General features: G+C 71.3%; 20 protein-coding genes. 14 read left to right on the top strand and 6 right to left on the bottom strand.

Going from position 1 to position 24,260, the window contains the following annotated elements:
- Positions 1-73 precede the first annotated feature (73 nt).
- The 3 genes from N1031_RS16955 (at position 74) to N1031_RS16965 (ending at position 4,367) form a co-directional block, all read left to right on the top strand.
- Positions 74-793 (top strand): hypothetical protein, encoded by a 720-nt coding sequence (locus tag N1031_RS16955; RefSeq protein WP_259480950.1) that lies wholly within the window; start codon positions 74-76, stop codon positions 791-793.
- 86 nt (positions 794-879) lie between these two features.
- Positions 880-3,168 carry a phosphate acetyltransferase gene (pta, locus tag N1031_RS16960; protein WP_259480951.1) on the top strand — a complete coding sequence of 763 codons (2,289 nt, stop codon included), beginning with the start codon at positions 880-882 and terminating at the stop codon, positions 3,166-3,168.
- A complete protein-coding gene (locus N1031_RS16965; RefSeq protein ID WP_259480952.1) occupies positions 3,165-4,367 on the top strand; it encodes an acetate/propionate family kinase in 1,203 nt (400 codons plus the stop codon). The genes pta and N1031_RS16965 overlap by 4 nt, the downstream gene beginning before the upstream one ends.
- Before the next feature lie 6 nt (positions 4,368-4,373).
- On the opposite strand, the gene N1031_RS16970 is transcribed toward N1031_RS16965, so the two are convergent.
- Positions 4,374-5,537 carry a GNAT family acetyltransferase gene (locus N1031_RS16970; RefSeq protein ID WP_259480953.1) on the bottom strand — a complete coding sequence of 388 codons (1,164 nt, stop codon included), beginning with the start codon at positions 5,535-5,537 and terminating at the stop codon, positions 4,374-4,376.
- A gap of 82 nt (positions 5,538-5,619) precedes the next feature.
- Here N1031_RS16970 and N1031_RS16975 point away from each other — a divergent pair, with 82 nt between their 5' ends.
- From N1031_RS16975 to N1031_RS16990, 4 genes are all read left to right on the top strand, one after another.
- A complete protein-coding gene (locus N1031_RS16975) occupies positions 5,620-6,093 on the top strand; it encodes a GNAT family N-acetyltransferase (RefSeq protein WP_259480954.1) in 474 nt (157 codons plus the stop codon).
- 44 nt (positions 6,094-6,137) lie between these two features.
- On the top strand, positions 6,138-8,759 hold the full coding sequence (locus N1031_RS16980; protein ID WP_259480955.1) for a DNA polymerase III subunit gamma and tau: 2,622 nt from the start codon (positions 6,138-6,140) through the stop codon (positions 8,757-8,759).
- A gap of 110 nt (positions 8,760-8,869) precedes the next feature.
- Complete coding sequence (recR, locus tag N1031_RS16985) at positions 8,870-9,469, top strand: recombination mediator RecR (protein WP_259480956.1); 600 nt, start codon at positions 8,870-8,872, stop codon at positions 9,467-9,469.
- A gap of 20 nt (positions 9,470-9,489) precedes the next feature.
- Complete coding sequence (locus N1031_RS16990) at positions 9,490-11,448, top strand: bifunctional 3'-5' exonuclease/DNA polymerase (RefSeq protein WP_259480957.1); 1,959 nt, start codon at positions 9,490-9,492, stop codon at positions 11,446-11,448.
- Positions 11,449-11,473: 25 nt separating this feature from the next.
- On the opposite strand, the gene N1031_RS16995 is transcribed toward N1031_RS16990, so the two are convergent.
- Both N1031_RS16995 and N1031_RS17000 read right to left on the bottom strand, forming a co-directional pair.
- Positions 11,474-11,677 carry a hypothetical protein gene (locus N1031_RS16995; protein WP_259480958.1) on the bottom strand — a complete coding sequence of 68 codons (204 nt, stop codon included), beginning with the start codon at positions 11,675-11,677 and terminating at the stop codon, positions 11,474-11,476.
- A gap of 23 nt (positions 11,678-11,700) precedes the next feature.
- On the bottom strand, positions 11,701-12,636 hold the full coding sequence (locus N1031_RS17000) for a helix-turn-helix transcriptional regulator (protein WP_259480959.1): 936 nt from the start codon (positions 12,634-12,636) through the stop codon (positions 11,701-11,703).
- Positions 12,637-12,771: 135 nt separating this feature from the next.
- Between N1031_RS17000 and N1031_RS17005 the strand changes: the two genes are divergently transcribed.
- The 6 genes from N1031_RS17005 to N1031_RS17030 all read left to right on the top strand — a co-directional run bounded on the left by N1031_RS17005 (position 12,772) and on the right by N1031_RS17030 (position 20,473).
- The gene (locus N1031_RS17005) at positions 12,772-14,040 is read left to right on the top strand and encodes an aspartate kinase (RefSeq protein WP_259480960.1); all 1,269 of its coding nucleotides are present in this window, start codon (positions 12,772-12,774) and stop codon (positions 14,038-14,040) included.
- A gap of 31 nt (positions 14,041-14,071) precedes the next feature.
- Complete coding sequence (locus N1031_RS17010) at positions 14,072-15,118, top strand: aspartate-semialdehyde dehydrogenase (protein WP_259480961.1); 1,047 nt, start codon at positions 14,072-14,074, stop codon at positions 15,116-15,118.
- A gap of 94 nt (positions 15,119-15,212) precedes the next feature.
- Complete coding sequence (locus tag N1031_RS17015) at positions 15,213-15,926, top strand: SGNH/GDSL hydrolase family protein (RefSeq protein ID WP_259480962.1); 714 nt, start codon at positions 15,213-15,215, stop codon at positions 15,924-15,926.
- Positions 15,927-15,989: 63 nt separating this feature from the next.
- Complete coding sequence (locus tag N1031_RS17020) at positions 15,990-18,437, top strand: putative bifunctional diguanylate cyclase/phosphodiesterase (RefSeq protein ID WP_259480963.1); 2,448 nt, start codon at positions 15,990-15,992, stop codon at positions 18,435-18,437.
- A 58-nt stretch (positions 18,438-18,495) separates the two neighbouring features.
- Positions 18,496-19,485, top strand: coding sequence for a glycoside hydrolase family 6 protein (locus tag N1031_RS17025; RefSeq protein ID WP_259480964.1), 990 nt, complete (start codon positions 18,496-18,498; stop codon positions 19,483-19,485).
- 58 nt (positions 19,486-19,543) lie between these two features.
- A complete protein-coding gene (locus N1031_RS17030) occupies positions 19,544-20,473 on the top strand; it encodes a response regulator transcription factor (RefSeq protein ID WP_259480965.1) in 930 nt (309 codons plus the stop codon).
- Here the strand turns inward: N1031_RS17030 and N1031_RS17035 are convergent.
- Together N1031_RS17035 and N1031_RS17040 are read right to left on the bottom strand one after the other, a co-directional pair.
- The gene (locus N1031_RS17035) at positions 20,443-20,862 is read right to left on the bottom strand and encodes a hypothetical protein (RefSeq protein ID WP_259480966.1); all 420 of its coding nucleotides are present in this window, start codon (positions 20,860-20,862) and stop codon (positions 20,443-20,445) included. The genes N1031_RS17030 and N1031_RS17035 overlap by 31 nt on opposite strands.
- The gene (locus N1031_RS17040) at positions 20,859-22,304 is read right to left on the bottom strand and encodes a glycosyltransferase family 2 protein (protein WP_259480967.1); all 1,446 of its coding nucleotides are present in this window, start codon (positions 22,302-22,304) and stop codon (positions 20,859-20,861) included. The genes N1031_RS17035 and N1031_RS17040 overlap by 4 nt, the downstream gene beginning before the upstream one ends.
- A gap of 107 nt (positions 22,305-22,411) precedes the next feature.
- Between N1031_RS17040 and N1031_RS17045 the strand changes: the two genes are divergently transcribed.
- Complete coding sequence (locus tag N1031_RS17045) at positions 22,412-23,044, top strand: hypothetical protein (protein ID WP_259480968.1); 633 nt, start codon at positions 22,412-22,414, stop codon at positions 23,042-23,044.
- 23 nt (positions 23,045-23,067) lie between these two features.
- On the opposite strand, the gene N1031_RS17050 is transcribed toward N1031_RS17045, so the two are convergent.
- Positions 23,068-24,255 (bottom strand): GGDEF domain-containing protein, encoded by a 1,188-nt coding sequence (locus N1031_RS17050; protein ID WP_259481021.1) that lies wholly within the window; start codon positions 24,253-24,255, stop codon positions 23,068-23,070.
- Positions 24,256-24,260 lie beyond the last annotated feature (5 nt).

The raw sequence follows: 24,260 nt of genomic DNA on the forward strand, positions 1-24,260 counted from the left end.
CGGGTCCCGGCGGCGCGGCCCTAATGTCGTCTCGGTGCGGCGCATGGGGCGCTGCGGCGAAAAGGGGCACGGGATGCGCGCACGCGGTCGAATCGCAGGGTCAGGGCGGAACGCGCGGTCGGGCCAGTTCGCAGGGCCGGCGCGCGCCGGGCTGCCCACGCGCGTCGCGCTGGCGGGCGCGGCTCTGGCGGCGCTGCTCGCGGTCTCCGGATGCACGGGGAGCGACCCCGCACCCGAGCCCACGGTCACGGTGACGGTCACCGCCTCGCCCACCGCGGAGCCCACCCCTACCGAGGCTCCCGCTCCCGACCCCGACGCTTTCGATCCCTCCGACCAGGGCACCTGGCTCATCGACTGGACCGGCGTCGGTCCGCTCAAGCTCGGCGAGACCCTCGCCGACGTGGAGGCCGACCTGCCCCACCCGCCCGAGACCTGCCGTGCCGGCGTCGACACCTACGTGCTCGGCGGCATCGCCTACACGGCGGTGAGCGGCATCGACGAGTCCGACCCGTCTGCGCCCGTCGTGGTGGTGCGCATGCTCACGGTGGACGGCTTCGACGCCTCGGCGGCGCAGCCCCGCACCGAGACGGGCATCGGGCTCGGCTCGACGCTCGACGAGCTGACGGCCGCCTACCCCGAGCTCGAGAGCTACGAAGGGCCGCGAGGCGAGACCGTCTACCGGCTCGCCGCCGACGGCCGCACCATCAACTTCGAACTCCTCGGCACGAACACGGTGCAGATCATCTCGGTGGTCGAGGGCACGGGCGTCGCGAGCGAGTACTGCGGAGCCTGAGCGGCCCCTGCGCATCCGCCGCCCCACCCGGGCGGGTCGCGGAGGGGTCGCCCTAGACTGGAGTGCGGACGACCGAAGAGGATTCCGTGGCGCACTACGACAACCCATCCGCATCCGGCCCGGCCGGGGTGAAGAGCATCTACATCACCTCGGTGGAGGGCCACTCCGGCAAATCCACCATCGCACTCGGGGTGCTCGACCTGCTGAGGCGCCAGGTGCAGCGGGTGGGGGTGTTCCGGCCGGTCGCCCGCTCCGTGAGCGCGCGCGACTACGTGCTCGAGATGCTGCTCGAGCACGACAACGCCGACATCTCCTACGAGGAGGCCCTCGGCGTCACCTACGACGACGTGCACGACGACCCCGACGCCGCGCTGTCGCGCATCGTCGAGCGCTACAAGGCGGTCGAGCGCCGCTGCGACGCCGTCGTCATCCTCGGCAGCGACTACACCGACGTGGGCAGCCCCACCGAGCTGAGCTTCAACGCCCGGATCGCCGCGAACCTCGGCGCCCCGGTGCTGCTCGTGCTCGGTGGCCGCCGCGGTCAGGGCTCCGACGAGCTGCTGGGCCAGGCCGAACCGCGTTCCGCGGACGACATGCGGCAGATCACCGAGATCGCGCTCGTCGAGCTGCGCACCGCTCACGCTACGCTCGTCGGGATCGTGTCGAACCGCTCCGACCCCGAGAACCTCGAGAAGATCCGCGACGCCATCGGGGTCGCCGCCCGAGACGCCGTCGAGGGTCTCGTCGCCGCGGCGAAGGAGGCTCCCGTCGTGACGGGTTCGCTCTCGCTCGTCGACGACGGCGATCTCGACGGTGACGCACCCGCCCCGGGTCTCACCCCCGCCCCGGTGCAGCCCCGCCGCATCCCCATCTGGGCCATCCCCGAAGATCGCGTGCTCGTGGCCCCGAGCATGGCCGGCATCGTCGAGTCGATCGGCGGCACCCTCGTCATGGGCGACCGCCGACTGCTCGCCCGCGAGGCCCTCGGCGTCGTGGTGGCGGGTATGTCGATGCGCAACGTCCTGCCGCGCCTCACCGAGGGCGCCGTCGTCGTGGTGCCGGGCGACCGCGAAGAGCTGCTGCTCGCCGCACTCATGGCCAACGCCTCCGGCACCTTCCCGTCGCTCGCGGGCATCATCCTGAACGGCGGGTTCGAGATCCCCGAGCCGGTGGTGCGCCTCATCCAGGGCCTCGACCCGAAGCTGCCCATCATCACCACCGAGCTCGGCACCTACGAGACCGCGGTGCGCATCACCTCCACCCGGGGCAGGCTCGCCGCCGACTCCTCACTCAAGTACGACAGCGCGCTCGCCCTGTTCGAGCAGTACGTCGACGGGCCGCAGCTGCTGAGACTGCTCGACGTGAGCACCAGCGAGGTCGTCACGCCGCTCATGTTCGAGTACGCGCTGCTCGACCGCGCCCGCGCCGCCGACCGCCACATCGTGCTGCCCGAGGGCGACGACGACCGCGTGCTGCTCGCCGCCAACACCGTGCTGAAGCGGCAGGTGGCGCGCCTCACCATCCTCGGCGAGGAGGCCGCTGTGCGCGGTCGCGCCGCCGAACTCGGCGTCGACCTCGACGCGGCCGCCGTGGTGAGCCCCTTCGACCCCGAGCTGCGGCACCGCTTCGCCGAGGAGTACCAGCGCCTGCGCGCCCACCGCGGCATCACCTACGACATGGCCTTCGACACCGTCTCCGACGTGTCGTACTTCGGCACCCTCATGGTGCAGCTCGGCCTCGCCGACGGCATGGTGTCCGGCGCCGCGCACACCACGGCGCACACCATCCGCCCGGCCTTCGAGATCATCAAGACCCGCCCCGATGTCTCCGTCGTCTCGAGCGTCTTCCTCATGGCCCTCGCCGACCGCGTGCTCGTCTACGGCGACTGCGCCGTCGTGCCCGATCCCACCTCCGAGCAGCTGGCCGACATCGCCATCTCCTCGGCGGCCACGGCCGAGCAGTTCGGCATCGAGCCGCGGGTGGCGATGCTCTCCTACTCCACCGGGTCGTCGGGCTCCGGCGCCGACGTCGAGAAGGTGCGGGCCGCCACCGAGCTGGTGCGCGCATCCGGACCGTCGTTCCCCGTGGAGGGGCCCATCCAGTACGACGCGGCGACGGATGCGGTGGTCGCCGCCGCGAAGATGCCCGGTTCGGCGGTGGCCGGTCGTGCCACAGTGTTCATCTTCCCGGACTTGAACACGGGCAACAACACCTACAAGGCTGTTCAGCGGAGCGCCGGCGCCGTGGCGATCGGCCCGGTGCTGCAGGGGCTCCGCAAGCCCATCAACGACCTTTCCCGAGGAGCTCTCGTGCCCGACATCGTCAACACCATCGCCATCACGGCCATCCAGGCGGCCACGGGGGTGGAGTCGTGAGCGCGATCCTCGTCGTCAACAGCGGCTCGTCGTCGTTCAAGTACCAGCTGATCGAGATCGAGACCGAGAAGGTGCTCGCCTCGGGGCTCGTGGAGCGCATCGGCGAGGCCTCCGGGCACACCCGCCACACCACGCAGGTCGGACTGTGGGAGCGTGAGCTGCCGATCGCCGACCACTCCGCCGGGTTCGCGGCCATGCTCGAGGCGTTCGCCGAGCACGGGCCCGATCTCGAGAAGCATCCGCTCGCCGCCGTCGGGCATCGCGTCGTGCACGGGGGCAAGAGGTTCCACGAGGCGACCGTCGTGACCGACCTCGTGAAGATCAACATCGAAGACCTCTCCGAGCTCGCGCCGTTGCACAACCCGGCGAACCTGCAGGGGATCGACGCGGCGCAGAAGGCGTTCCCGTCGGTGCCGCAGGTGGCGGTGTTCGACACGGCGTTCCACCAGACGCTGGCGCCCGAGGCCTACACCTATGCGATCGACGCGGCGCTCGCCGAGAAGCAGCGGGTGCGCCGGTACGGGTTCCACGGCACCTCGCACAAGTTCGTGGCGGGGGCGACGGCCGAGTTCCTCGGGCGGCCGCTGTCGGAGCTGAAGCTGATCGTGCTGCACCTCGGCAACGGGGCGTCGGTGTGCGCCATCGACGGCGGGCGCTCGGTCGAGACCTCGATGGGCATGACGCCGCTCGAGGGCCTCGTGATGGGCACGCGGTCGGGCGACCTCGATCCGGCCGTGCTCTTCCACCTGCATCGCAAGACCGGCATGGGCTTCGCCGAGCTCGACGAGTTGCTCAACCGCCGCAGCGGTCTGCTCGGCATCTCGGGGCGCGGCGACATGCGCGACGTGCAGAAGGCCGCGGGCGACGGCGACGAGGCGGCGCAGCTCGCGCTCGACGTGTACCTGCACCGCATCCGCGGGTACATCGGCTCGTACTACGCCCAGCTCGGGCACCTCGACGCGATCGTGTTCACGGCCGGCGTCGGCGAGAACAACGCGTTCGTGCGGGGCGGGGCGCTCGCCGGACTGTCGGAGCTCGGCATCGAGGTCGACCAGGCGCTCAACACCGCCGACGGGGGAGTGGCGCGCGAGGCGCGGCGCATCTCGGCGGACTCGTCGCGGGTCTCGGTGCTCGTCGTGCCCACCAACGAGGAGCTCGAGATCGCCCGCCAGGCCTTCGCCGCCGTCTCCGCCGCGTGACGCCAGTTACACCGCCCGAGCCGCTGATGCACCATCCGCGACCGGGTCGTCGGGGATGAGGCGCTTGCCGAAGCTGAGACTGGCGTCCTGCGTGTAGCCGAGCGCGCGGTAGAAGCCGATCGCCGCGTCGTTGCCCTCGCGCACCTGCAGGTTGAGCTTCGGGCACCCCCGCGCGGTGAGCAGCTCCTCGACCTCGTCCATGAGCCGCCGGGCGTGTCCCCTCCCGCGCTCGCCCGGCGCGACCGCGAGGTAGTTCACCCACCCACGGTGCCCCTCGTACCCCGCCATCACGCTCGCCACGATCCGCCCGCCGACGCCGACGCCACCGCCGCCATCGCCTCCGTCCGTCTCGCCCGGAAGCTCTCCCACCAAGAACAGCTCTCGCTGCACCTCGAGCTTGCGCACGATATCCCTCCGCGGGTCGTTCCACGCCCGCGTCAGCCCCGCCGCCTCCCACAGCGCCACGACGGCCTCGGTGTCCTCCTCCCGGAACGCGCGGATGCGCAAGCCGCCCTCGCTGTCCGCCTCGTCGTCGCTGTCCGCCCCATGAGCGCCCGCCGCCTCCGTGCTGCCGACCCCGTCACCCAGCGCCCGCCGCACGGCCTCCGTCACCGCCCGGCGCTGCACCTCCGGCGAGTACGTCTCCGCATCCGCCGTCCCCAGCGCGTTCAACCCGTCCGTCAGGGCGATCAGCCCCAGCACCTCCACCCGCACCCGCTCCGCGCTCCACCCGGGCCTGCACGCCGCCAGTAAGCGCGTCACCCGCTCCACGAAGCGCAGGTTCGCGGAGGTGTGCCGCTCTGTCAACGCCTCGTCGCCGAGCGCTGCCGCGAGATAGCTCACCCACACGCGCGCGATCTCGCGCGACTCCTCGTCGACGCTCAGCGTATTGAGCAGCACCGCGAGCAGTGCGCCCTCCGGTCCCGCGCCCTCGGCCGCCGCTTCCGCCGCCTCGGCCGACACCCGCGTGCGCTCGTGCAGCGTCTCGCGCGCGTGCAGCAGCAGTGCCTCCTTCGTGGGGAAGGTGTGCATCACGAGCCCCGTCGTGCACCCCGCCCGCTCCGCCACCGCGCGCACGGTCAGCCCCACGGGCCCACGCTCGGTGAGCACCGCCCAGGTCGCCTCGCTGAGCCGCCGCCGCTGCGCCTCGATGTCGCGGGTGCGTGCCACGGTCTCCTCCTCGCTGCCGGCGTCGACTTGCCAGACTTCGTAACCAACGTTACCGTAATGATCGTTACCAAGGAGGTCCCCCGTGCCGTACCGCGCATCCGTGCCCGTCACCGTCGCCCGCGAGCACTTCGACTCGCCCGACGCGGCCGCCCTCCGCCAGGCGCAGCGCGACGAGCTCGACGCCCGCTACGGCCGCGACGACCACGAGCCCGGCGAGAAGCCCACTGCCGACTCGGTGCCCGTGTTCCTGGTGGCGCGCACCCTCGAGGGGGTGGCCGTCGGATGCGGCGGGTTGCGCCCGCTCGCCGGCGGCGGTGCCGAGGTGAAGCGGATGTTCGTGGCCGCGTCGGTGCGCGGAACGGGCGTCGCGACCGCGGTGCTGCGGGCGCTCGAAGAGGAGGCGCGGGCGATGGGCCTCGACAGGCTGCTGCTGGAGACCGGCACCGAGCAGCCCGACGCGATGCGCTTCTACGAGCGCGAGGGGTACACGCGCATCCCGAATTTCGGGGTGTACGCGGGCTCGGAGATCTCGGTCTGCTACGAGCGGACGATCTGAGCCGGCCCGACCCGGGTGTCGGTGGCCGCGGGTAGTCTTGTCGCGTGGTCACCGCCCTGTATCGCCGCTACCGGCCTGAGAACTTCGCCGAGATGATCGGCCAGTCCCAGGTGACCGATCCGCTCATGACGGCGCTGCGCACCAACCGGGTCAACCACGCCTATCTCTTCAGCGGCCCGCGCGGCTGCGGCAAGACCACGTCGGCGCGCATCCTGGCCCGCTGCCTCAACTGCGCGGAGGGTCCGACCGACACGCCGTGCGGCGTCTGCCCCTCGTGTGTCGAGCTCGGGCGCGACGGGCCGGGTTCGCTCGACGTGGTCGAGATCGACGCCGCGAGCCACAACGGCGTCGACGACGCGCGCGACCTGCGCGAGCGGGCGGTCTTCGCGCCGGCACGCGACCGGTTCAAGATCTTCATCCTCGACGAGGCGCACATGGTCACGCCGCAGGGCTTCAACGCCCTGCTCAAGATCGTCGAAGAGCCGCCCGAGCACATCAAGTTCATCTTCGCCACCACCGAGCCCGACAAGGTCATCGGCACCATCCGGTCGCGCACCCACCACTACCCGTTCCGGCTCATTCCTCCGGCGCAGCTGCTCGAGTACGTGCAGCAGCTCTGCGAGTCCGAGGGAGTGGAAGTGGCACCCGGGGTGCTGCCGCTCGTCGTGCGCGCGGGCGGGGGGTCGGCGCGTGACACGCTGTCGCTGCTCGACCAGCTCATCGCCGGGTCGGAGAACAACCGCGTGGAGTACGAGCGCGCCGTCGCCCTGCTCGGCTACACGCACGGCGCCCTGCTCTCCGAGGCCGTCGACGCCATCGGCACGCTCGACGGCGCGGCGGCGTTCGACGCGGTCGACCGCGTCATCCAGACCGGGCAAGACCCGCGCCGCTTCGTCGAAGACCTGCTCGAGCGCCTGCGCGACATCATCGTGGTCTCGGCCACGGGCGAGCAGGCCTCCGCGGTGCTGCGCGGCGTGCCGGCCGACGAGATCGAGGTGATGCGCCGCCAGGCGGCGCTGTTCGGTCACGCCGAGCTGTCGCGGGTGGCCGATATCGTGAACACGGCCCTCTCCGAGATGACGGGGGCCACCTCGCCGAGGCTGCATCTCGAGCTCATGGTGGCGCGCACGCTGGTGCCGTCGTCCGACGACTCGCAGCGCGGGGCGCTGGCCCGTGTCGAGCGGCTCGAGCGCCGCATCGGGGTCGACGGTGCCGTGGCGGGGCAGGATGCGGCGCCAGCGGGTGCGGTTGCCGGCTCGGGTTCGCGCCCGGGCGCCGCGATTCCGCCGGTGCGTGAGACGCCCGTCGCGAGCGGTCTGCCGCCCGTGCGCGATCTCCCGCCGGTGCGCGAGGTTCCTGGTGCACAGACTCCGGCCTCCCCGACCTCGGCCCCGCAGGTTTCGGCCACGCCGACCTCCGCCGCGCCGACTCCGGATGCGCGGCCGGGCGCGGTCGACGCGCCGTCCGGGCAGGTCGAGCCGGCAGCCGATGAGCCGGTCTCCGCCGCCGACCCGGGTGGCGCGCAGTCCGCTGCGCCGTCCGAGCACACGTCGCCCGCGACCCCGGCGGCCGGCTCGGTGTCGGCCGAGACTCCCGAGGTCGTCGCGGTTCCGCAACCGGCCGCCCCCGTCGCCACCGAAGCGCCGGCGAGCGGGGGGGTCTCGGCGCAGCAGCTGAAGGATGCGTGGCCCGAGATCCTCGAGGCCGTGCAGAAGGCGAAGCGCACCGCGTGGCTCGTCGTCTTCACCGCCCAGGTGCGGGCGTTCGACGAGTCGGTGCTCACCCTCGCCTTCCCGAGCGAGAACGACGTCGCCGCCTTCAAGGAGCGCACGGCCCCGGGCGAGGGCGTGAGCGAGTACCTCCGCCAGGCGATCCTCGACATCCTCGGCGTGCGTGTCATGTACCGGGCCGTCGTCGACACCACTCTCCGTCCGACCGAGCCCGAGCCCGAGCCCGAGAGTGCGGGGCCTGCGCCACAACCTGCAGCCGCCCCCTCCACACGATCGGCGACCTCGCCCGGGCCGGCCGCGGAGCAGTCCGCCGCCGCGCCCGCTCCGGGTCCGGCACCCGAGTGGTCGACTCCAGGCGTCTCCTCGCCCGGCGGTGGCTCGTCCGCGGCGCCGTTCCGGTCTGCGGCGCCGGCCGCGGCTCGTCCTTCCACCCCGCCACCAGGCGGGCCCGCCGCTCGCCCCGCCGCGAACCCCTCTGCGCCGCCCCGCGCGTCGTCGACCGCCCCCGCTCCCACCACGAGCTGGGAGGTCGTCGCGATCCCCACCTCGTCCGACGACGACATCCCCTACGCCGATGAACCGATGCCGAGCGACGAGCCCGAGCTTCCCCCGAGCCTCGCCGAGGTGCTCTCCGCAGCGGCCACCTCAACTCCGGAGCCCGTCGCATCCGCCCCCGCGGGCGTCTCGACGGAGCCCGCTCCCGCGGCACCGGCGGGCACCGAGCGCAGGCCGGGCGCGCTGCGCTTCGAGGAGTCCACCGAACCAGGCCCCGACGAGCAGGTCGCACCACCGTCGTCCCACTCAGCCGTCGCGCCCCCCAGCTCGCCTCCCGTCTCGTCGGCGGGTGGGCGCGCCCGCTACGGCGAAGCCGTCGTGCGTGAGATCCTGGGCGCCAACTTCATCGAGGAGCAGCCCCTGCCGGGCCCCACCGCCTGATCACCCGCCACCGCGGGCCACCTGCCACCCCCGGCCACCCGCCACCGGCTCGCCCGCCCACCGCCCACCGCCAGACCACCCCGCCCGCACCCCGAGAAAGCAGACACGAGTTGTACGAGGGAATCGTCCAAGACCTCATCGACGAACTCGGCCGCCTGCCCGGAATCGGCCCGAAGTCGGCCCAGCGAATCGCGTTCCACATCGTGCAGACCGAGTCGTTCGACGTGAGCCGGCTCGCGCAGATCCTCACCGACGTGCGCGACAAGGTGCACTTCTGCCAGATCTGCGGCAACGTCTCCGAGCAGGAGACCTGCGGCATCTGCCGCGACCCGCGCCGCGCCCAGAACCTCATCTGCGTGGTCGAGGAGGCCAAAGACGTCGTCGCCATCGAGCGCACCCGCGAGTTCCGCGGCCTCTACCACGTGCTCGGCGGCGCGATCAGCCCCATCGACGGCATCGGGCCCGACAACCTCCGCATCCGCGAGCTCATGCAGCGCCTCGCGAGCGGCGAGGTGACCGAGGTCATCATCGCCACCGACCCCAACCTCGAGGGCGAGGCCACGGCCACCTACCTGTCGCGCCTGCTCACCACGCTCGAGATCCGCGTCACCCGTCTCGCCTCGGGCCTCCCCGTCGGCGGCGATCTCGAGTACGCCGACGAGGTCACCCTCGGCCGCGCCTTCGAGGGCCGCCGCCTGGTGGAGAGCTAGCCGCGACCGCGCCCAGACGGATGCACGACACCCCCACCCACGTCATCGTCGCCGACGCGGGTGGCGACGGGGTCGAGCTGGTCCCCACCGCCGCCGACGGCGCACTGCTCGCGTGGCCGGCCGGTGGCGAACGGATGATCGTGGCACGCACCGACCTAGCCCCGCTCATCGGGCGCCTCGAGCACGAGCTCTCGCACCCGCGCTGGGTGTGGGACGACACCGCCCGCTGGTACCCCGCGCTGCTCGCCGCCGGCGTGCGCGTCGAGCGCTGCGTCGACCTGCGCCTGTGCCACGCCATCCTGCGCGCCTCGGAGCTCACCGCGCAGACCCCCTTCGCCCGCGCTCCCGCCTCCGACTGGGACACCACGCCACCCGTCGCGCCTGCCGACCCGACGCCCCACGCCGCCCGCCCACGGGACGCCGCTCCGGCCCTCTTCGACCTGCACACGATCGCCGCTCAGCCCGCGGCGACCCCCGGCGACGACTCCGACCCGCTCCCCGGCGCGTCCACCGCATCCGCCCACCCCACCTCGGCCGGCCCTCAAGCGGCCCCTCACCCCACTCCCGCCGGCCCCCGCCCGCACCCTGCCACCCCTGGCCCGCGCTCCGCCGACCCTCGCCCCGCCCCCGTCGGCCCGCATCCCACCGATTCGCATCCCCACCCCGCCTCCCGCGAAGCCATCGAGCTGGCCGCCCAGCGCACCGCGCTCCTCGCCTCCGCCGACCCCTCTCGCCTCGCCCTCCTCCTCGCCGCGGAGTCTGCCGGCGCCCTCGCCGCGGCCGAGATGCAGCACGTCGGCCTGCCCTGGAGCGCCGCGTACCACGAACGCATCCTCGAACAGATCCTCGGCCCGCGCCCCGAAGCCCCTGGCGCGCGCCCCGCGCAGCTCGACGCCCTGCTCACGCGCATCCGCGACGCCCTCGGCGACTCGACGGCCAACCCCGACTCGCCGGTCGAACTGGTCAAATCCCTCCGCCGCGCCGGCCTCGACGTCTCGAGCACGCGCTCCTGGGAGCTGCAGACGATCGACCATCCCGCCATCCCACCCCTGCTCGACTACAAGAAGCGCGCCCGCCTGCTCACCGCCAACGGCTGGAACTGGCTCGACACCTGGGTGACCGAGGGCCGCTTCCATCCCCGCTACCTCCCGGGTGGCGTGGTGACCGGCCGCTGGGCCTCGGAGGGCGGTGGCGCCCTCCAGCTGCCCAAGCAGGTGCGGGGCGCCGTGCGCGCCGACCCCGGCCGCATGCTCGTGGTGGCCGATGCCGCCCAGCTCGAGCCGCGCATCCTGGCCGCCCTCTCGGGAGACGAGGCGATGGCGGCGGCGGGCCGCGGCCGCGACCTCTACGACGGCATCGTGGCCTCGGGCGCGGTCGACACCCGGGCGCACGCGAAGGTCGGGATGCTCGGGGCCATGTACGGGGGAACGACGGGGGAGAGCGGCCGCATCCTGCCCCGCCTCGCCCGCGCCTACCCGGCGGCGCTCCGTTTCGTCGAGAACGCCGCCCGCGCGGGCGAGGCGGGCGCTCTGGTGAGCACTCGTCTCGGGCGCACCAGCCCTCGGCCGAGTGACAGCTGGCTCGACCTGCGCGACGCGGCGAGCGCCGACGGCGCAGGCGAGGGTGTGCGTGCGCGGGCGCGGGAGTCCTCCCGCAGTTGGGGGCGCTTCACCCGCAACTTCGTGGTGCAGGGCACCGCGGCCGAGTGGGCGCTGTGCTGGATCGGCTCCATCCGCCGCCGGCTCTGGGCCCTCGGCGGCGACGACGGCGACCCGGATGCGCGGCTGGAGGAGCGCCCGCACCTCGCCTTCTTCTTGCACGACGAGGTGATGGTGCACGCGCCCGCCGCCCTGGCCGACGCCGTGGCGCACGAGGTGCGCGAGGCCGCCGCCGAGGCGGGGAGGCTGATCTTCGGTGCCGCGCCGGTCGAGTTCCCGGTGACGGTGGCCGTCGTCGAGAGCTACGACCGGGCGAAATAAGGGGTGCGGGTCTGCCAGACCGCTGTCACGCTGCGGCGTGCAGCTCTTCGAGCAGCGCGGCTCCGGTGTCGGGGGTGATGCGCCCGGCATCGATGCCCGACACGATGCGGTGGAACTGCAGCCGCCGGGCGGCGGCCTCGGCGGTCATCGGCCGGGCGACGGTGCCGAGCGCGATGTCGGCGCGCAGGCGGGCCTTCAGCGCGGCCTGCGTCCACGGTGTGGTGTGCATGCGCCGACGCTAACGAGCGCGGGTTAACCCCCCGTGAACGGATGCTCCGAGTGCGCTGACAGCGCGCCCGCGGCCCCCAGTCTGTCGGCCTCCTGGCTCGCGGCCCACGAGGCGAGCATCCGCAGCCCGTCGGCCGAGGGCGACCCGGCGGGTGCGGTGTAGACGTTCATCACCAGCCCGGGCTCGCTCGGCAGCTCCATCGACTCGAAGGTGAGGTCGAGGTCGCCCACCACCGGGTGATGGAGGCGCTTCAGCCCGCTGCGGTGGTACTTCACGTCGCGCGATGCCCAGCGCTGCCGGAACAGCTCGCTCTGGGTCGACAGCTCGCCGATGAGCCGGATGAGCCCGTCGTCGTGGGGTGCCCTCCCGGCTTCGAGCCGAAGCATCGCGGCGGCGTCGTTGGCGATCTGGTCATAGTCTCGCCAGAACTCACGGGCGGCCGGGTTGAGGTAGGTGAACCGGGTGGTGTTGACAGGGCGGTGCGGGTCGTCGAACACCGGCGCGTAGAGCGCCCGGCCCATGCGGTTCGCGGCGAGGATGTCGTGCCGTCCGTTGCGCACCCAGGCCGGCGCATCCGCCATCGCCTCGAGCACCTGCAGCACGGCGGGCCGCACTTCGGGGGACTTGCCGCGCGAAGCGGCGCGGGCCCGGGCGGCGACCGAGGCCGGCGCCGGGGCGGAGCTGCGCGCGAGGTCGAAGAGGTACTCCCGCTCGGCCTCGTCGAGCTGCAGGGTGCGCGCGAGAGCGTCGAGCACGCTCTCCGAGGCGCCGCCGAGATTGCCGCGCTCGAGCCGCACGTAGTAGTCGACCGAGACGCCCGTGAGCATTGCGACCTCTTCGCGCCGCAGCCCCGCCACGCGCCGGTTGCCTCCGTAGACGGGCAGCCCCGCCTGCTCGGGCGTGAGCCGCGCGCGCCTCGACGAGAGGAACTCCCGTACCTCGCCCCGCAGATCGTTCATACCGACACGCTACGCGCCGCCGCCGTCGGAGGGGAGGGCATGCGAGTACCCCCATGCCGCTTCGCGCATACCCGCGCGCGATATAGTGGTCAGTCGGGTTTTCGAACCGCGACCCCAGCCCCCCAGGAGTGCCCCGTGAGCTTGATCGTGCAGAAGTACGGCGGATCGTCCGTCGCCGACGCCGAGAGCATCAAGCGCGTGGCCAAACGCATCGTCGAGACCCGCAAGGCGGGCAACGAGGTGGTCGTCGCGGTGAGCGCCATGGGCGACACCACCGACGACCTGCTCGACCTCGCCCACGCCGTGGCGCCCATCCCGGCCCCCCGCGAGATGGACATGCTGCTCTCGGCCGGTGAGCGCATCTCGATGGCGCTGCTCGCGATGGCCATCGAGAGCCTCGGCCACACCGCGCGCAGCTTCACCGGCAGCCAGGCCGGCATGATCACGGATGCGCAGCACGGCTCCGCCCGCATCGTCGACGTCACCCCGGTGCGGCTGCGCGAGGCGCTCGACGAGGGCGCGATCGTCATCGTGGCGGGCTTCCAGGGCTTCAACCGCGACACCAAAGACATCACCACGCTCGGCCGCGGCGGGTCGGACACCACGGCCGTCGCTCTCGCGGCGGCGCTCGACGCCGACATCTGCGAGATCTACACCGACGTCGACGGCATCTTCTCGGCCGACCCACGCCTCGTGCCCAAGGCGCACAAGATCGACCGCATCACGAGCGAGGAGATGCTCGAGCTCGCCGCCAACGGCGCGAAGGTGCTCTACATCCGTGCCGTGGAGTACGCCCGCCGCCACGGCGTCACCCTGCACGTGCGCTCGAGCTTCAACAACAACGAGGGCACCATCGTCTACAACCCCACAGGAAGCGAGGCCGTCGTGGAAGAGCCCATGATCGCCGGGGTCGCCACCGACCTCTCCGAAGCCAAGATCACCGTCGTCGGCGTGCCCGACATCCCCGGCAAGGCGGCGCAGATCTTCACGCTCGTGGCCAAGACGGGCGCGAACATCGACATGATCGTGCAGAACGTGTCGGCCGCCTCCACCGGTCTCACCGACATCTCCTTCACCCTGCCCAAGAGCGAGGGGCAGCAGGTGCTCACCGCGCTCCGCGCCGACCAGGCCGAGGTGGGCTTCACCGGCTTGCAGTACGACGACCAGATCGGCAAGCTCGCCCTGGTGGGCGCCGGGATGCGCACCAACGCGGGCGTGTCGGCCAAGCTCTTCACGGCGCTGTTCGAGGCGGGCATCAACATCGAGATGATCTCCACCTCCGAGATCCGCATCTCGGTGGTCACCCGCGCCGACACCATCAACGACGCGCTCCGCGTGGTGCACACCGCCTTCGGCCTCGACGCCGACACCGAGGCCGTCGTGCACGCCGGCACCGGCCGCTGACCGCATCCCGCCCCACCCTAGGAGACACACTGTGAGCAAGGCACTCCACGTCGGCGTCGTCGGCGCCACCGGCCAGGTCGGCAAGGTCATGCGCCGCCTCCTCGAGGAGCGCGACTTCCCGATCGCGAGCATCCGGTTCTTCGCCACGGCGCGGAGCGCGGGCACCACGCTGCCGTTCAAGGGGCAGGACGTCGTGGTCGAAGACGTCGAGACGGCCGATCCCACGGGCCTCGACATCGCCCTGTTCTCCGCCGGTGCCACCGGTTCCCGCGCCCAGGCTCCGCGCTTCGCGGCCGCCGGTGTCACGGTCATCGACAACTCCAGCGCCTGGCGCATGGACCCCGACGTGCCCCTCGTGGTCTCCGAGGTGAACCCGCACGCCATCGCCGAGGCGCGCAAGGGCATCATCGCGAACCCGAACTGCACCACCATGGCCGCCATGCCCGTGCTCAAGGTGCTCGACTCCGAGGCCGGTCTCGAGCGGCTCATCGTGAGCACCTACCAGGCCGTCTCCGGCTCGGGTCTCGCCGGGGCCGAGGAGCTCGCCACCCAGGCCGAGGCGGCCACCGCCGACCCCGAGAAGCTGCTCGCCCTCGTGCACGACGGCTCCGCGGTCGAGTTCCCGGCCCCGAACAAGTACGTGGCGCCGATCGCCTTCGACGTCATCCCGCTCGCGGGCGCCATCGTCGACGACGGCGAGCTCGAGACCGACGAGGAGAAGAAGCTCCGCAACGAGAGCCGCAAGATCCTCGAGCTGCCCGAGCTGCGCGTGGCCGGCACCTGCGTGCGTGTGCCCGTGTTCACGGGGCATTCGCTCTCGATCAACGCCGAGTTCGCGGCCGACATCACCCCCGAGCGCGCCTACGAGCTGCTGCAGGATGCGCCGGGTGTCGCCATCAGCGACGTCCCGACCCCGCTCCAGGCGGCGGGCAACGACCCGAGCTACGTCGGCCGCATCCGGCAAGACCAGTCGGCCCCCGGCAAGCGCGGCCTGGTGCTCTTCATCAGCAACGACAACCTGCGCAAGGGCGCGGCCCTCAACGCGGTGCAGATCGCGGAGCTCATCGCCGCGAGCTGACGGCCGGCGGAGCCGGCTCCGCCGCGCCGGCTCCGCCGCGCCCGCTCCGCCGTGCCCGCTCCATCCGGATCGGGCACGGCTCCGAACCACGCACGTGCGTTCGACCACCAAGGCCATCCTCGCCGTCACGATCGCCGCGGCCGTGGCGGCGGCGGCCACCGCCCTCGCGTTCGCGGCCGTGCATCCCGCCCCACCCGAGTCGCCGGCCGGCGCGGGCTCCGGGGGAGATCGGGATGCCCCGGTCGTCGCGTTCTACGGCGACTCCTACACGCTCGGCACCGGCGCCTCCGACCCGTCGAAGCGCTGGTCGACCATCGTCTCCGCCGACCGCGGCTGGAACGAGTTCAACTACAGCGTGAACGGGCTCGGCTTCGTGAACAACCGGGCGAGCACGCCGCCCGACTACCTGCCCGGCGACGGGGTCGCCGAGGTGCTCGCCCTCGACCCCGACATCGTGGTGGTCACCATGGGCCTCAACGACAACTTCTCGATGCCCCAGCGCGCCACCGAGATCCGCGAGGCCATCCGCATCGACTTCGAGACGCTGGCCCGCGAGCTGCCCGAGGCCAGCATCGTGGTGGTCGAGCCGTTCTGGTACACGGATGCGCGCCCCGAGTCGGTCGCGCTCATCATCGACTGGGTGCGCGAGGCGGCTGAGGACATCGGCGCCGACCAGATCCAGGGTGCCTCGCGCTGGCTCGAGGGGCACCCGGAGTGGATGGCGGCCGACGGTCTGCACCCCAACGATCGTGGCTACGCCGAGATGGCGTCCAGGATGGACCAGGAGCTCGCCGCCCTGGGTCTCTGAGCGGCCGGGTCCGGCCACGGGTCCGGCCACCGGGCGGGGCCGTGCACCCGGTAGGCTCGCGGCATGGTGTCCGCGAGGTTCGGTGAGCGCAGTTCGTCGCTCGTGGTCTCCGCCCTGCTGATCGCGGTGGCGGTGGCCACGGTGGTGACCGGCGTGGTCGCCGGACTCCTGGGCCCGCGGCCCATCATCGTGGTGTGCGTCGTCTTCGTCGTGAGCGTGGGCGTCACCGCGGTGTTCCAGTTGCCGATCGGCCGCATCGCGGGTCTGCCGCCCATCGGCGTGGCCAGCGCGCTGCTGGTGGTGGCCACGATCGCCGACAACCCGGTGCTCGAGGTGGGGCTCTGGACGGGCGCGTACTTCGTGGCCAAGGCCATCACCACACGCTCCCTCTGGATGGCGGGGCAGTGGGCGGGCGTGGCGTCGCTCGGGGCGATGGCCTTCGTGGCGCTCTCGCGCGCGCTGATCGCGGCCGGTGTCCCCGCCGTGATCGCGATCGTCATCTCGATCCCGGTGCACATCGCCGTCGTGCTCTTGGTCGAATTCGCCCGCGACCGCGGCCGGTGGAGCGTCGACCAGTCGTTCGGCGTCACCGGGGTGAGCCCGTGGCGGCTCTCGGGTGTGGTGGGCCTCAGCGCCCTCGTGGCCGTGGCGGTCTACGTCTCCTCGACCGGGGCGCTGGGCATCGTCGACGGCGACGCCGTCGACCTCACGGTCGCGCGCCAGACCGTTCCGCTGCTGGCGGTGGCGCTGGTGTTCTACGGCGCGGCCAAGCGCAATCAGACCCGCAGCAGCGAGCGCAGGCTGTCCGGCGTCGTCGACGCGGCTCGGGCTCTGCCCTGGACCCCCGACATCGACCCCCGCGTCAGCATGGTCGACTTCGCCCGCCGAGCCATCGACGCCAGCGAGTTCGAGGTGCGACGGCAGCCTCCCGGCCGCGACGAGATCGGCACCCGCTTCTCGGCGCTCGATTCCACCGATCCCCAGCTCGACCCCGCGGCGCTGGGCGACCGCGCCGACGGCTACGTGACCCAGGTGCACCAGCTCGACGCGGTCGAGCCGCCGGAATACCTCGTGGCGACCCGCAACTCGGGCGGAACCCCGTTCACGGCCGACGACGAGCTCGCCCTCGACGCGATCGGCCACATCGCCTCCGAGACGGCGCGGGTGCGCGGCGCCTACGACACGCTGCTCGACCAGGTCGACCGCGACTCGCTCACCGGTCTACCCAACTACAACGCCTTCCAGCGCTCGCTCGTGCGCCTCAACGAAGACCGCACCTACGCCTCGGGCATCGCCGTGCTCTTCATCGACCTCGACCAGTTCAAACGGCTGAACGACAGCGAGGGCCACCACATCGGCGACGAGGTGCTCGCCACGGTCGCCACCCGGCTTCGCGCCAGCGTGCGGCCGCACGACTTCGTGGCACGGGTGGGTGGCGACGAGTTCGTGGTCATCCTCACCAAGCTGCAGACGCTCGCCGAGTCGAAGCAGGTCGCCGACCACATCGTGGCCAACGTGGGCGCCCCGGCGACCCTGGGCGGGCGCGAGTACCGCCCCCTGGTGAGCGTGGGCCTGGCCTACTCGGGCCACCAGGAGACCGACCCGCAGTCGATCGTCGTCGACGCCGACCACTCCATGCTGGCGATCAAGAAGAGCCGCAGGCAGGGCGGCCCCGCGTTCGAGTCGAGCATCGGCATCTCGCCGCACCGCTCCAGCCGCATCAACGAGATCGTGGCCAAGGCGATCGACGACGGGGTGCTCAACGTGGTGTACCAGCCCATCGTCAACACGGTGGAAGACAAGATCTGGGCCTTCGAGTCGCTCGTGCGGTACACGCATCCGGAGCTCGGCCGCATCTCCACCTCGTCGCTGATCGAGAAGGCCAAGGGTCTCGGCCGGATGGACCTGCTCACGAAGCAGGTGATCGCGGCGTCGCTGAAGGCCGGCCGCGAGTTCCGCAAGACGGTGCCGAGCATCACCGTCATGACCATCAACCTCGAGGTCGAGCAGATCCGCGACGAGCACGTGGGGGCGTTCCTCAAGGAGATCGTTCCGCAGTATCCCGACGTGACGCTGTGCCTCGAGCTCAACGAGCGCTCCACGAAGGACATCGACGACGACCTGCGTCAGCAGGCCGAGCACTTCCGCGAACTCGGCATGCTGATCGCGCTCGACGACTACGGCTCGGAGGCGTCGAGCGTCGGAGCGCTCGTGCGCATCCCGATGGACATCCTGAAGATCGACCGCTCCCTCGTCGACAACCTCGACGAGGCCCGTCAGCGCGAGGTGGTGCGCGCCCTCCAGGGCTTCGGCGACGCCTTCGACTACTCCACCATCGTGGAGGGCGTCGAGACCCGCGACGCCGTCGACATCCTGGTGGGCATCGGTGTGCGTCACGCGCAGGGCTTCTTCTACGGCCGCCCCGTTCCCCTGGCCCAGACCATGACCCGGCTGAAGGCCCACGGCGCTGCGGGCACAGTGGGGCGCGAACGGATGCGCGAGGCCGGCTGATCCGGCCGGGCGGCCCTCCGGATAGAGTGGACCCACGTCCGCCTTCGGAAGGGTCGCTGTGTCTCGTGTTCTGCCCCGCGTCGGTCTCGGCGTCGCGATCGTGGTCATCGCCGGGCTGCTGGTGACCATGGTGGTGTTCGTGGGAGGCATCTTCTCGCAGGGCGGGGTGGCCGCCGACAACCCGTTCGCGGGCAAGACACTCTTCGTCGACCCCGACTCCAAGGCCGCCGTCGCGGCGGCGGAAGCCGAAGACGACGGCGACACCGGCGACGCCGCCGTGATCGGGCGGATCGCCGAGGTGGCCACCGCCGTGTGGCTCACCCCCGAGAAGCACCCCACCGGAGACGTGGGCGACTACGTGGCCGGCATCGTGCGTGAGGCCGACCGGCTGCGCGACACCCCGGTCTTCACGGTGTACGGCATCCCGAACCGCGACTGCGGCAACTACTCCGGCGGGGGTCTCTCGGCCGAGGAGTACCCGGTGTGGGTGCAGGAGATCGCCGACGCCCTCGAGGGCAGCGGCTCGATCGTCATCCTGGAGCCCGACGCCCTCGCGCTCGCGCACGAGTGCGACAACGTCGACGAGCGGCTCGCCGAGGTGGGCACCTCGGTCGACACGCTGGTGGCCGCGGGTCTCGTCGTCTACATCGACGCGGGGCACTCCAACTGGGGCCCGGCCGAGCAGATGGCCGAACTGCTCGATCAGGCCGGCGTCGACCGGGCGCGCGGTTTCTCGACCAACGTGTCGAACTACAACACCACCGACCGCGAGCAGGAGTACGCGAACGCGATCTCCGAGCTCACGAACGGCGCCCACTACGTGATCGACACCAGCCGCAACGGCAACGGCTCCGACGGCGACTGGTGCAACCCTCCGGGGCGCGCGCTCGGTGAGACCCCGTCGGCGTCGCCGTCGGGCTCGGCGCAAGACGCCGTGCTCTGGGTGAAACCGCCGGGAGAGAGCGACGGCGAGTGCAACGGCGGCCCCGCGGCGGGCGAATGGTGGACCGAGAGCGCACTCGAACTCGCGGCGAACGCAGGATGGTAGGGCGGCGGACTGCCGGAGCTACCATTCCCACGCGTATCCGTTGGTACCATCGTGTGAAATGGACACTCAAGGGGAACGCCGCGTCGCCGTCATCATCGAGGATGACGCCGACATCCGTCATCTGCTGGAGACCGTGCTGAGCCAGGCCGGCTTCGAGGTCATCGCCACCGGCAACGGACTCGACGGGGTGCAGGCCGTGCGCGCGTACGACCCGATGGTCACCACGCTCGACGTGAGCATGCCCGGCATCGACGGCTTCGAGGCCGCGAAGCGCATCCGTCAGTTCAGCAACACCTACCTCGTGATGCTCACCGCACGCGACGAGGAGATCGACACGCTGCAGGGTCTCGAGGCCGGCGCCGACGACTACCTCACCAAGCCATTCCGCCCGCGCGAGCTGCGTGCCCGTGTCGAGGCCATGATGCGGCGCCCCCGCCAGGTGAACGCGCCCGACGGCTCCGGCCCGGTGGCACCGGTGGCCTCGCCGCAGGCCCCCGTCACCCCCGTCGTCTCCGCCCCGCCGCAGTATGCGCAGCCCGCCGCCTACACGCAGCCGGTGCAGCCGCTGCCGGTGGCCGCGGCCGCAGCCCCTGCGCCGGAGGTCGCCGCCGTCGCCGCCGAGCCGGCGGCCCCCAAGAGCTACAGCCGAGAAGACGGCTGGATCGCGCACAACGGTCTCTACGTCAACTCCGAGATGCGGTTGGCCGAGAAGGAGGGCAAGGGGATCGAGCTCACGCGCAGCGAGTTCGACCTGCTCAACGCCCTCATGGAGAGCCAGCGCCGCGTGCGCAGCAAGGCCGACCTGGCACTGCTGCTCCGTGGCGAGAGCTACGTCACCGCCCACTTCGTGAGCGAGGCCGACAAGCGCGCCATCGAGGTGCACATGGCGAACCTGCGGCGCAAGCTCGCCGACTCCATCACCACCCCGCGCTGGATCGAGACCGTGCGCGGTGTCGGCTACCGGCTGGCGGCCTCCGAAGACGACTGAGACCCGCCGCCCGGGGGACCGGGCGCGGGGAGGTGGCCGCCGAGCGACTCGAGCAGGCTCACCAGCTCGGTGCAGGTGGCCGAGCCCACCTCGTGCAGTCGCGCGAGGTGACGCATGGCGCCCGCCAGGTCTTCGGCCTTGACAGCGGAATGCACCATGCCGGCGATGGCCTCGAGGGGCCAGGCGCCGAGCATGGTGCTGCTGGAGCGGATGCTCAGCAAGACCACATCGGCATCCTCGAAATCGCGGATGCCGAGGGCTTTCATCAACCTCTGGGATCGGGTCTCCCAGAGGTTGATGAAATCGTGGACGAATCGACCGCGGTGCTCGTCGTCGCCCACCACCCCCAGCAGATCGAGGGCGGTGGCGCGGTCGACGTAGCGGGTCAAACCTTGTATCCGCGGTAGCGGCGGAGCACCCGCATGAACATGGTGAGGGTCTGCAGGATGGTGATGATGCCGAGCACCGGCCAGCCGATCCAGAGGATGGTGGACTGGATGAAGGGGTCGAGCTGGAACCAGCCGAGCGTGAGCACCGCCACGACCAGCACGAGGATGACCAGGGGCACCAGGTAGCCGTTGCCGCGGCCGCGTTCGGCCTTGGCCTGTGCGGCCCAGTTGTCGGTCTGCTTGCGGCTGAGGAACTTCGTCCACGCCCGCAGGAAGTGCCCGAGCCTGACCCACATGTAGATCTCGGCGGGGAACAGCAACACGGCGAACAGCACGTCGCGCACGCTCCGGTCGTGCATCGACAGCGCCGTGCGCAGGTTGAGCAGGATGGCGACCGCCGGCGGGATGAGCCAGATCGGCGAGAACACGAACGCGCTGATGGACAGCGACGCGAACAGCAGCAGGAAGAAGAGCACGCGCGTGACGAGGTTGGTGAGCATGGAGAAGTTCTCGAGCCAGCGCAGGCGGAGGTTCGGGTGGAAGGGCTGCCCCTTGGTGTCTCCGCGCTGGCCGGGCCACATGAGCTCGATGGCGCCGAAGTTCCACTTCACCTGCTGGGCGTCGAGGCCGCGCAGGGTGGTCATGCCGCCCACGTCGGCCCGGGCCTGGGCCGAGATCTTGGTGAGGTAGCCGGCACTCTTGATCTGCAGCGACAGCAGTGAGTCCTCGACCTCGGAGTCCTTCACCCAGGGGGTGTTCTGGTGGTTCTCCACCATGATCTGGCGCAGCGCCTTGGTGCTGAAGATGGAGAACTGGCCGCCGAGCACCGCCATGTTGCGGCCGCGCAGCATGTTCTGCATGTTGAACGCGGCGAACTGGAAGCGCTGCCCCGTGATGAGGAACTTGGCGATGAAGCCCTTGATGGGCGCCTCGTCGATCGAGTAGATCGCCGAGATGCCGCCGATGCGGGAGTCGGAGGTGATCTCCTCCGCGAGCCGCTCCACCGCATCCGGTGCCGCGGTGGTGTCACCGTCGACGCCGAGCAGGAAGTCGCAGCCCTCCACCAGCTGGTAGCCGTAGTTGAGCGCGCCGACCTTCTTGTCTTTGTTCTTGCCGATGTCGTGCACGTAGACCTCGGTGAACTGCTCGACCCCGTCGATCTCCTTGAGGTGGGGGCCGGCGTACTGGGCCGCGAGCTTGACGGTGTCGTCGGTGGTGTTGTTCACCACGACGTGGATGACGTCGGGGAGGCGGGTCTGCGCGAGGAGCGACTCGATGACCTCGGCGATCGACTCGGCCTCGTTGTAGGCCGGAATGATGCAGCCGATCGTGGGGCGGTACGAGGGGAGCGACTCGACCGATTCGATGAAGTCGTTCTGGAACTCGTCGCTGACGTCACCGAGATCGGTGCGGTCCGTCACGTACGGGTTGATGTCTGCCATGTCTTCAGTCTGGAGCACGACCCGCAGGGTTCGCACGCCTCCCGGCTAGGGTCGGGTCAGGAAAACCTTAAGATTGCATCAGGCGACGTGCGAGAGGGCGAATTCGGATGGGCAGAACCAGACTCACCAGGACCGTGCTCGCGAGCGCCCTGGCCCTCGGCACCGTGGCGGGGGTGAGCGCGTGCGGCACGGCTCCGTGGGACCAGTCGCGGTTCAATACCTCCTCGGCCACTCCCACCACCACGGCGAAGCCGTCGCCCACGGCCACCATCACGCCCGTCGTCAACGAGCTCGCGACGGGCAGCGCCCACCACACACTGCAGGCGGGCGCGATCGCACTCACCGTCGACTACTACTCGACGCTCAGCATGGACCAGTGGACGGCCGAGGCGAACAAGCCCATCACCTTCACGCTCGGCGGCACCCTGGCCAACGACGAGGGGCAGAGCTTCTACCTCTCGCGGGTCACTCTCACGCCCGCCGTCGCGGGCGACGCGGGCGCGTTGCCCGCCCCGTCGCCGAGCACCGACCAGGCCCCCGTGCAGCCGGGCTACTACATCAAGGCGCCCTACAGCTACAGCCAGACGTTCATCCTCCCGGCGATCGACCCCGAGGCCACCTCGGTGACCCTGTCGTTCACCTACGAGATCCTGCTGCAGACGGCGCCCGGTTCGGGCGACTACGCGAAGCAGACGGCCACCGACCAGCTCACCATCGCGATCGCCCAGCCTGCCGGCTGATCGCGCCGGGGGAGACCGCCGGGCTACGACCCCGCTGGGAGCCCCCTGCCCACCACGATGCGGTTGCCGCCCTCTTCCCGAGCGGTGTGGGTGGCATCGTCAAGGGCGCGCCTGAGCACGGGCAACCCGTAGCCGTAACCGTCGGTGTCGACCACGCCGAAGCTCGCGGTGGCCCGGAGCGACTGCAGCGGGTCGATGGGCTCGTCGACGAGTGCCGTCTGCAGGCGGATGGCGAGCTGCTCGGTGTCGGCGGCGTTGGGGGAGACGACCACGATCACGAACCGCCCCGCACCGGTGTGGCCGAGCAGCGCCGTGGTGGGCGCGTGATGGCGCACGATCTGCGCGACCGAGCGGATGGCGGTGTCGCCGAAGGCGCGGCCGAACGCCGTGTTCATCTGCGGGAGGTTGTCGACGTCCATCGAGATCATGGCGAGACGGTCGCCGTGGAACGAGGCCCGCTCCACCCAGTCGGCCCACTGCTGCATGAATGAGGCCGCGGAGAGCACCCCCACCACGGAGTGCACGCCCACGGTCACGTCACCGAGAGCTCTGGCGCCCGATCGCTCGGCCTGAAGGATCGACATCGAGATGGTGCCCACGATGACGAGGAGGATGGTGATCATGGTGGTGATCGCGGTGCCGAAGTAGGCCTGGAACTCGGGCGCCTCCGGCCCCAGGGTGACGAAGAACGAGGTGCGCAGCACGTAGAAGGCGCACACGATCCACAGGCAGAAGCTCAGGATGCGCGCGTTGAGGTTGCGCCGCATGCGCGATCTCATGGTCTCCGCGGCGGCGAGTCCGGCGAACACCGCGACCCCGGCGAACAGTCCGGTCGACCCGGTCCACTCCCCGCCGTCGGGGCCCTCGAGGCCGGTCAGCAGGGCCTCGACCCCTCCGGCTGCGAGCGCGACGGCGATGAGGGAGGCGCGGCCGTTGAACACCCGGGCGCCGGCCCAGATGGCACCGATCGAGATGACGTAGGCCGTGTTGCCGATGGCGAGGATCCACCACAGGGTCGGCTCGACCGACCAGACCAGGAACGACAGTGCTGTGAGCATGCCGGCGATGAAGGAGATGCTCCACAGCCGCCCGGAGGCGTCGTTGCGGCGCATCGCGGTGTTCAGCACGAACGAGATGCCGCACAGGATGATGATGAGTCCGCTCGTGACGAGGAGCGTCGCCGCGTCGAACTCCATGCCGTCCTCTTTCATCACCG

The sequence above is a fragment of the Herbiconiux moechotypicola genome (assembly GCF_024979255.1).
Taxonomy (GTDB): domain Bacteria; phylum Actinomycetota; class Actinomycetes; order Actinomycetales; family Microbacteriaceae; genus Herbiconiux; species Herbiconiux moechotypicola.

Bases quoted from the DNA above. Each gene is read 5' to 3' on its own strand.
- N1031_RS17040 (WP_259480967.1), bottom strand. From the start codon at position 22,304: ATGGCAGACATCAACCCGTACGTGACGGACCGCACCGATCTCGGTGAC.
- N1031_RS17045 (WP_259480968.1), top strand. From the start codon at position 22,412: ATGGGCAGAACCAGACTCACCAGGACCGTGCTCGCGAGCGCCCTGGCC.
- N1031_RS16995 (WP_259480958.1), bottom strand. From the start codon at position 11,677: ATGCACACCACACCGTGGACGCAGGCCGCGCTGAAGGCCCGCCTGCGC.
- N1031_RS17000 (WP_259480959.1), bottom strand. From the start codon at position 12,636: ATGAACGATCTGCGGGGCGAGGTACGGGAGTTCCTCTCGTCGAGGCGC.
- N1031_RS17020 (WP_259480963.1), top strand. From the start codon at position 15,990: ATGGTGTCCGCGAGGTTCGGTGAGCGCAGTTCGTCGCTCGTGGTCTCC.
- N1031_RS16990 (WP_259480957.1), top strand. From the start codon at position 9,490: ATGCACGACACCCCCACCCACGTCATCGTCGCCGACGCGGGTGGCGAC.
- N1031_RS17030 (WP_259480965.1), top strand. From the start codon at position 19,544: ATGGACACTCAAGGGGAACGCCGCGTCGCCGTCATCATCGAGGATGAC.
- N1031_RS16955 (WP_259480950.1), top strand. From the start codon at position 74: ATGCGCGCACGCGGTCGAATCGCAGGGTCAGGGCGGAACGCGCGGTCG.
- N1031_RS17050 (WP_259481021.1), bottom strand. From the start codon at position 24,255: ATGAAAGAGGACGGCATGGAGTTCGACGCGGCGACGCTCCTCGTCACG.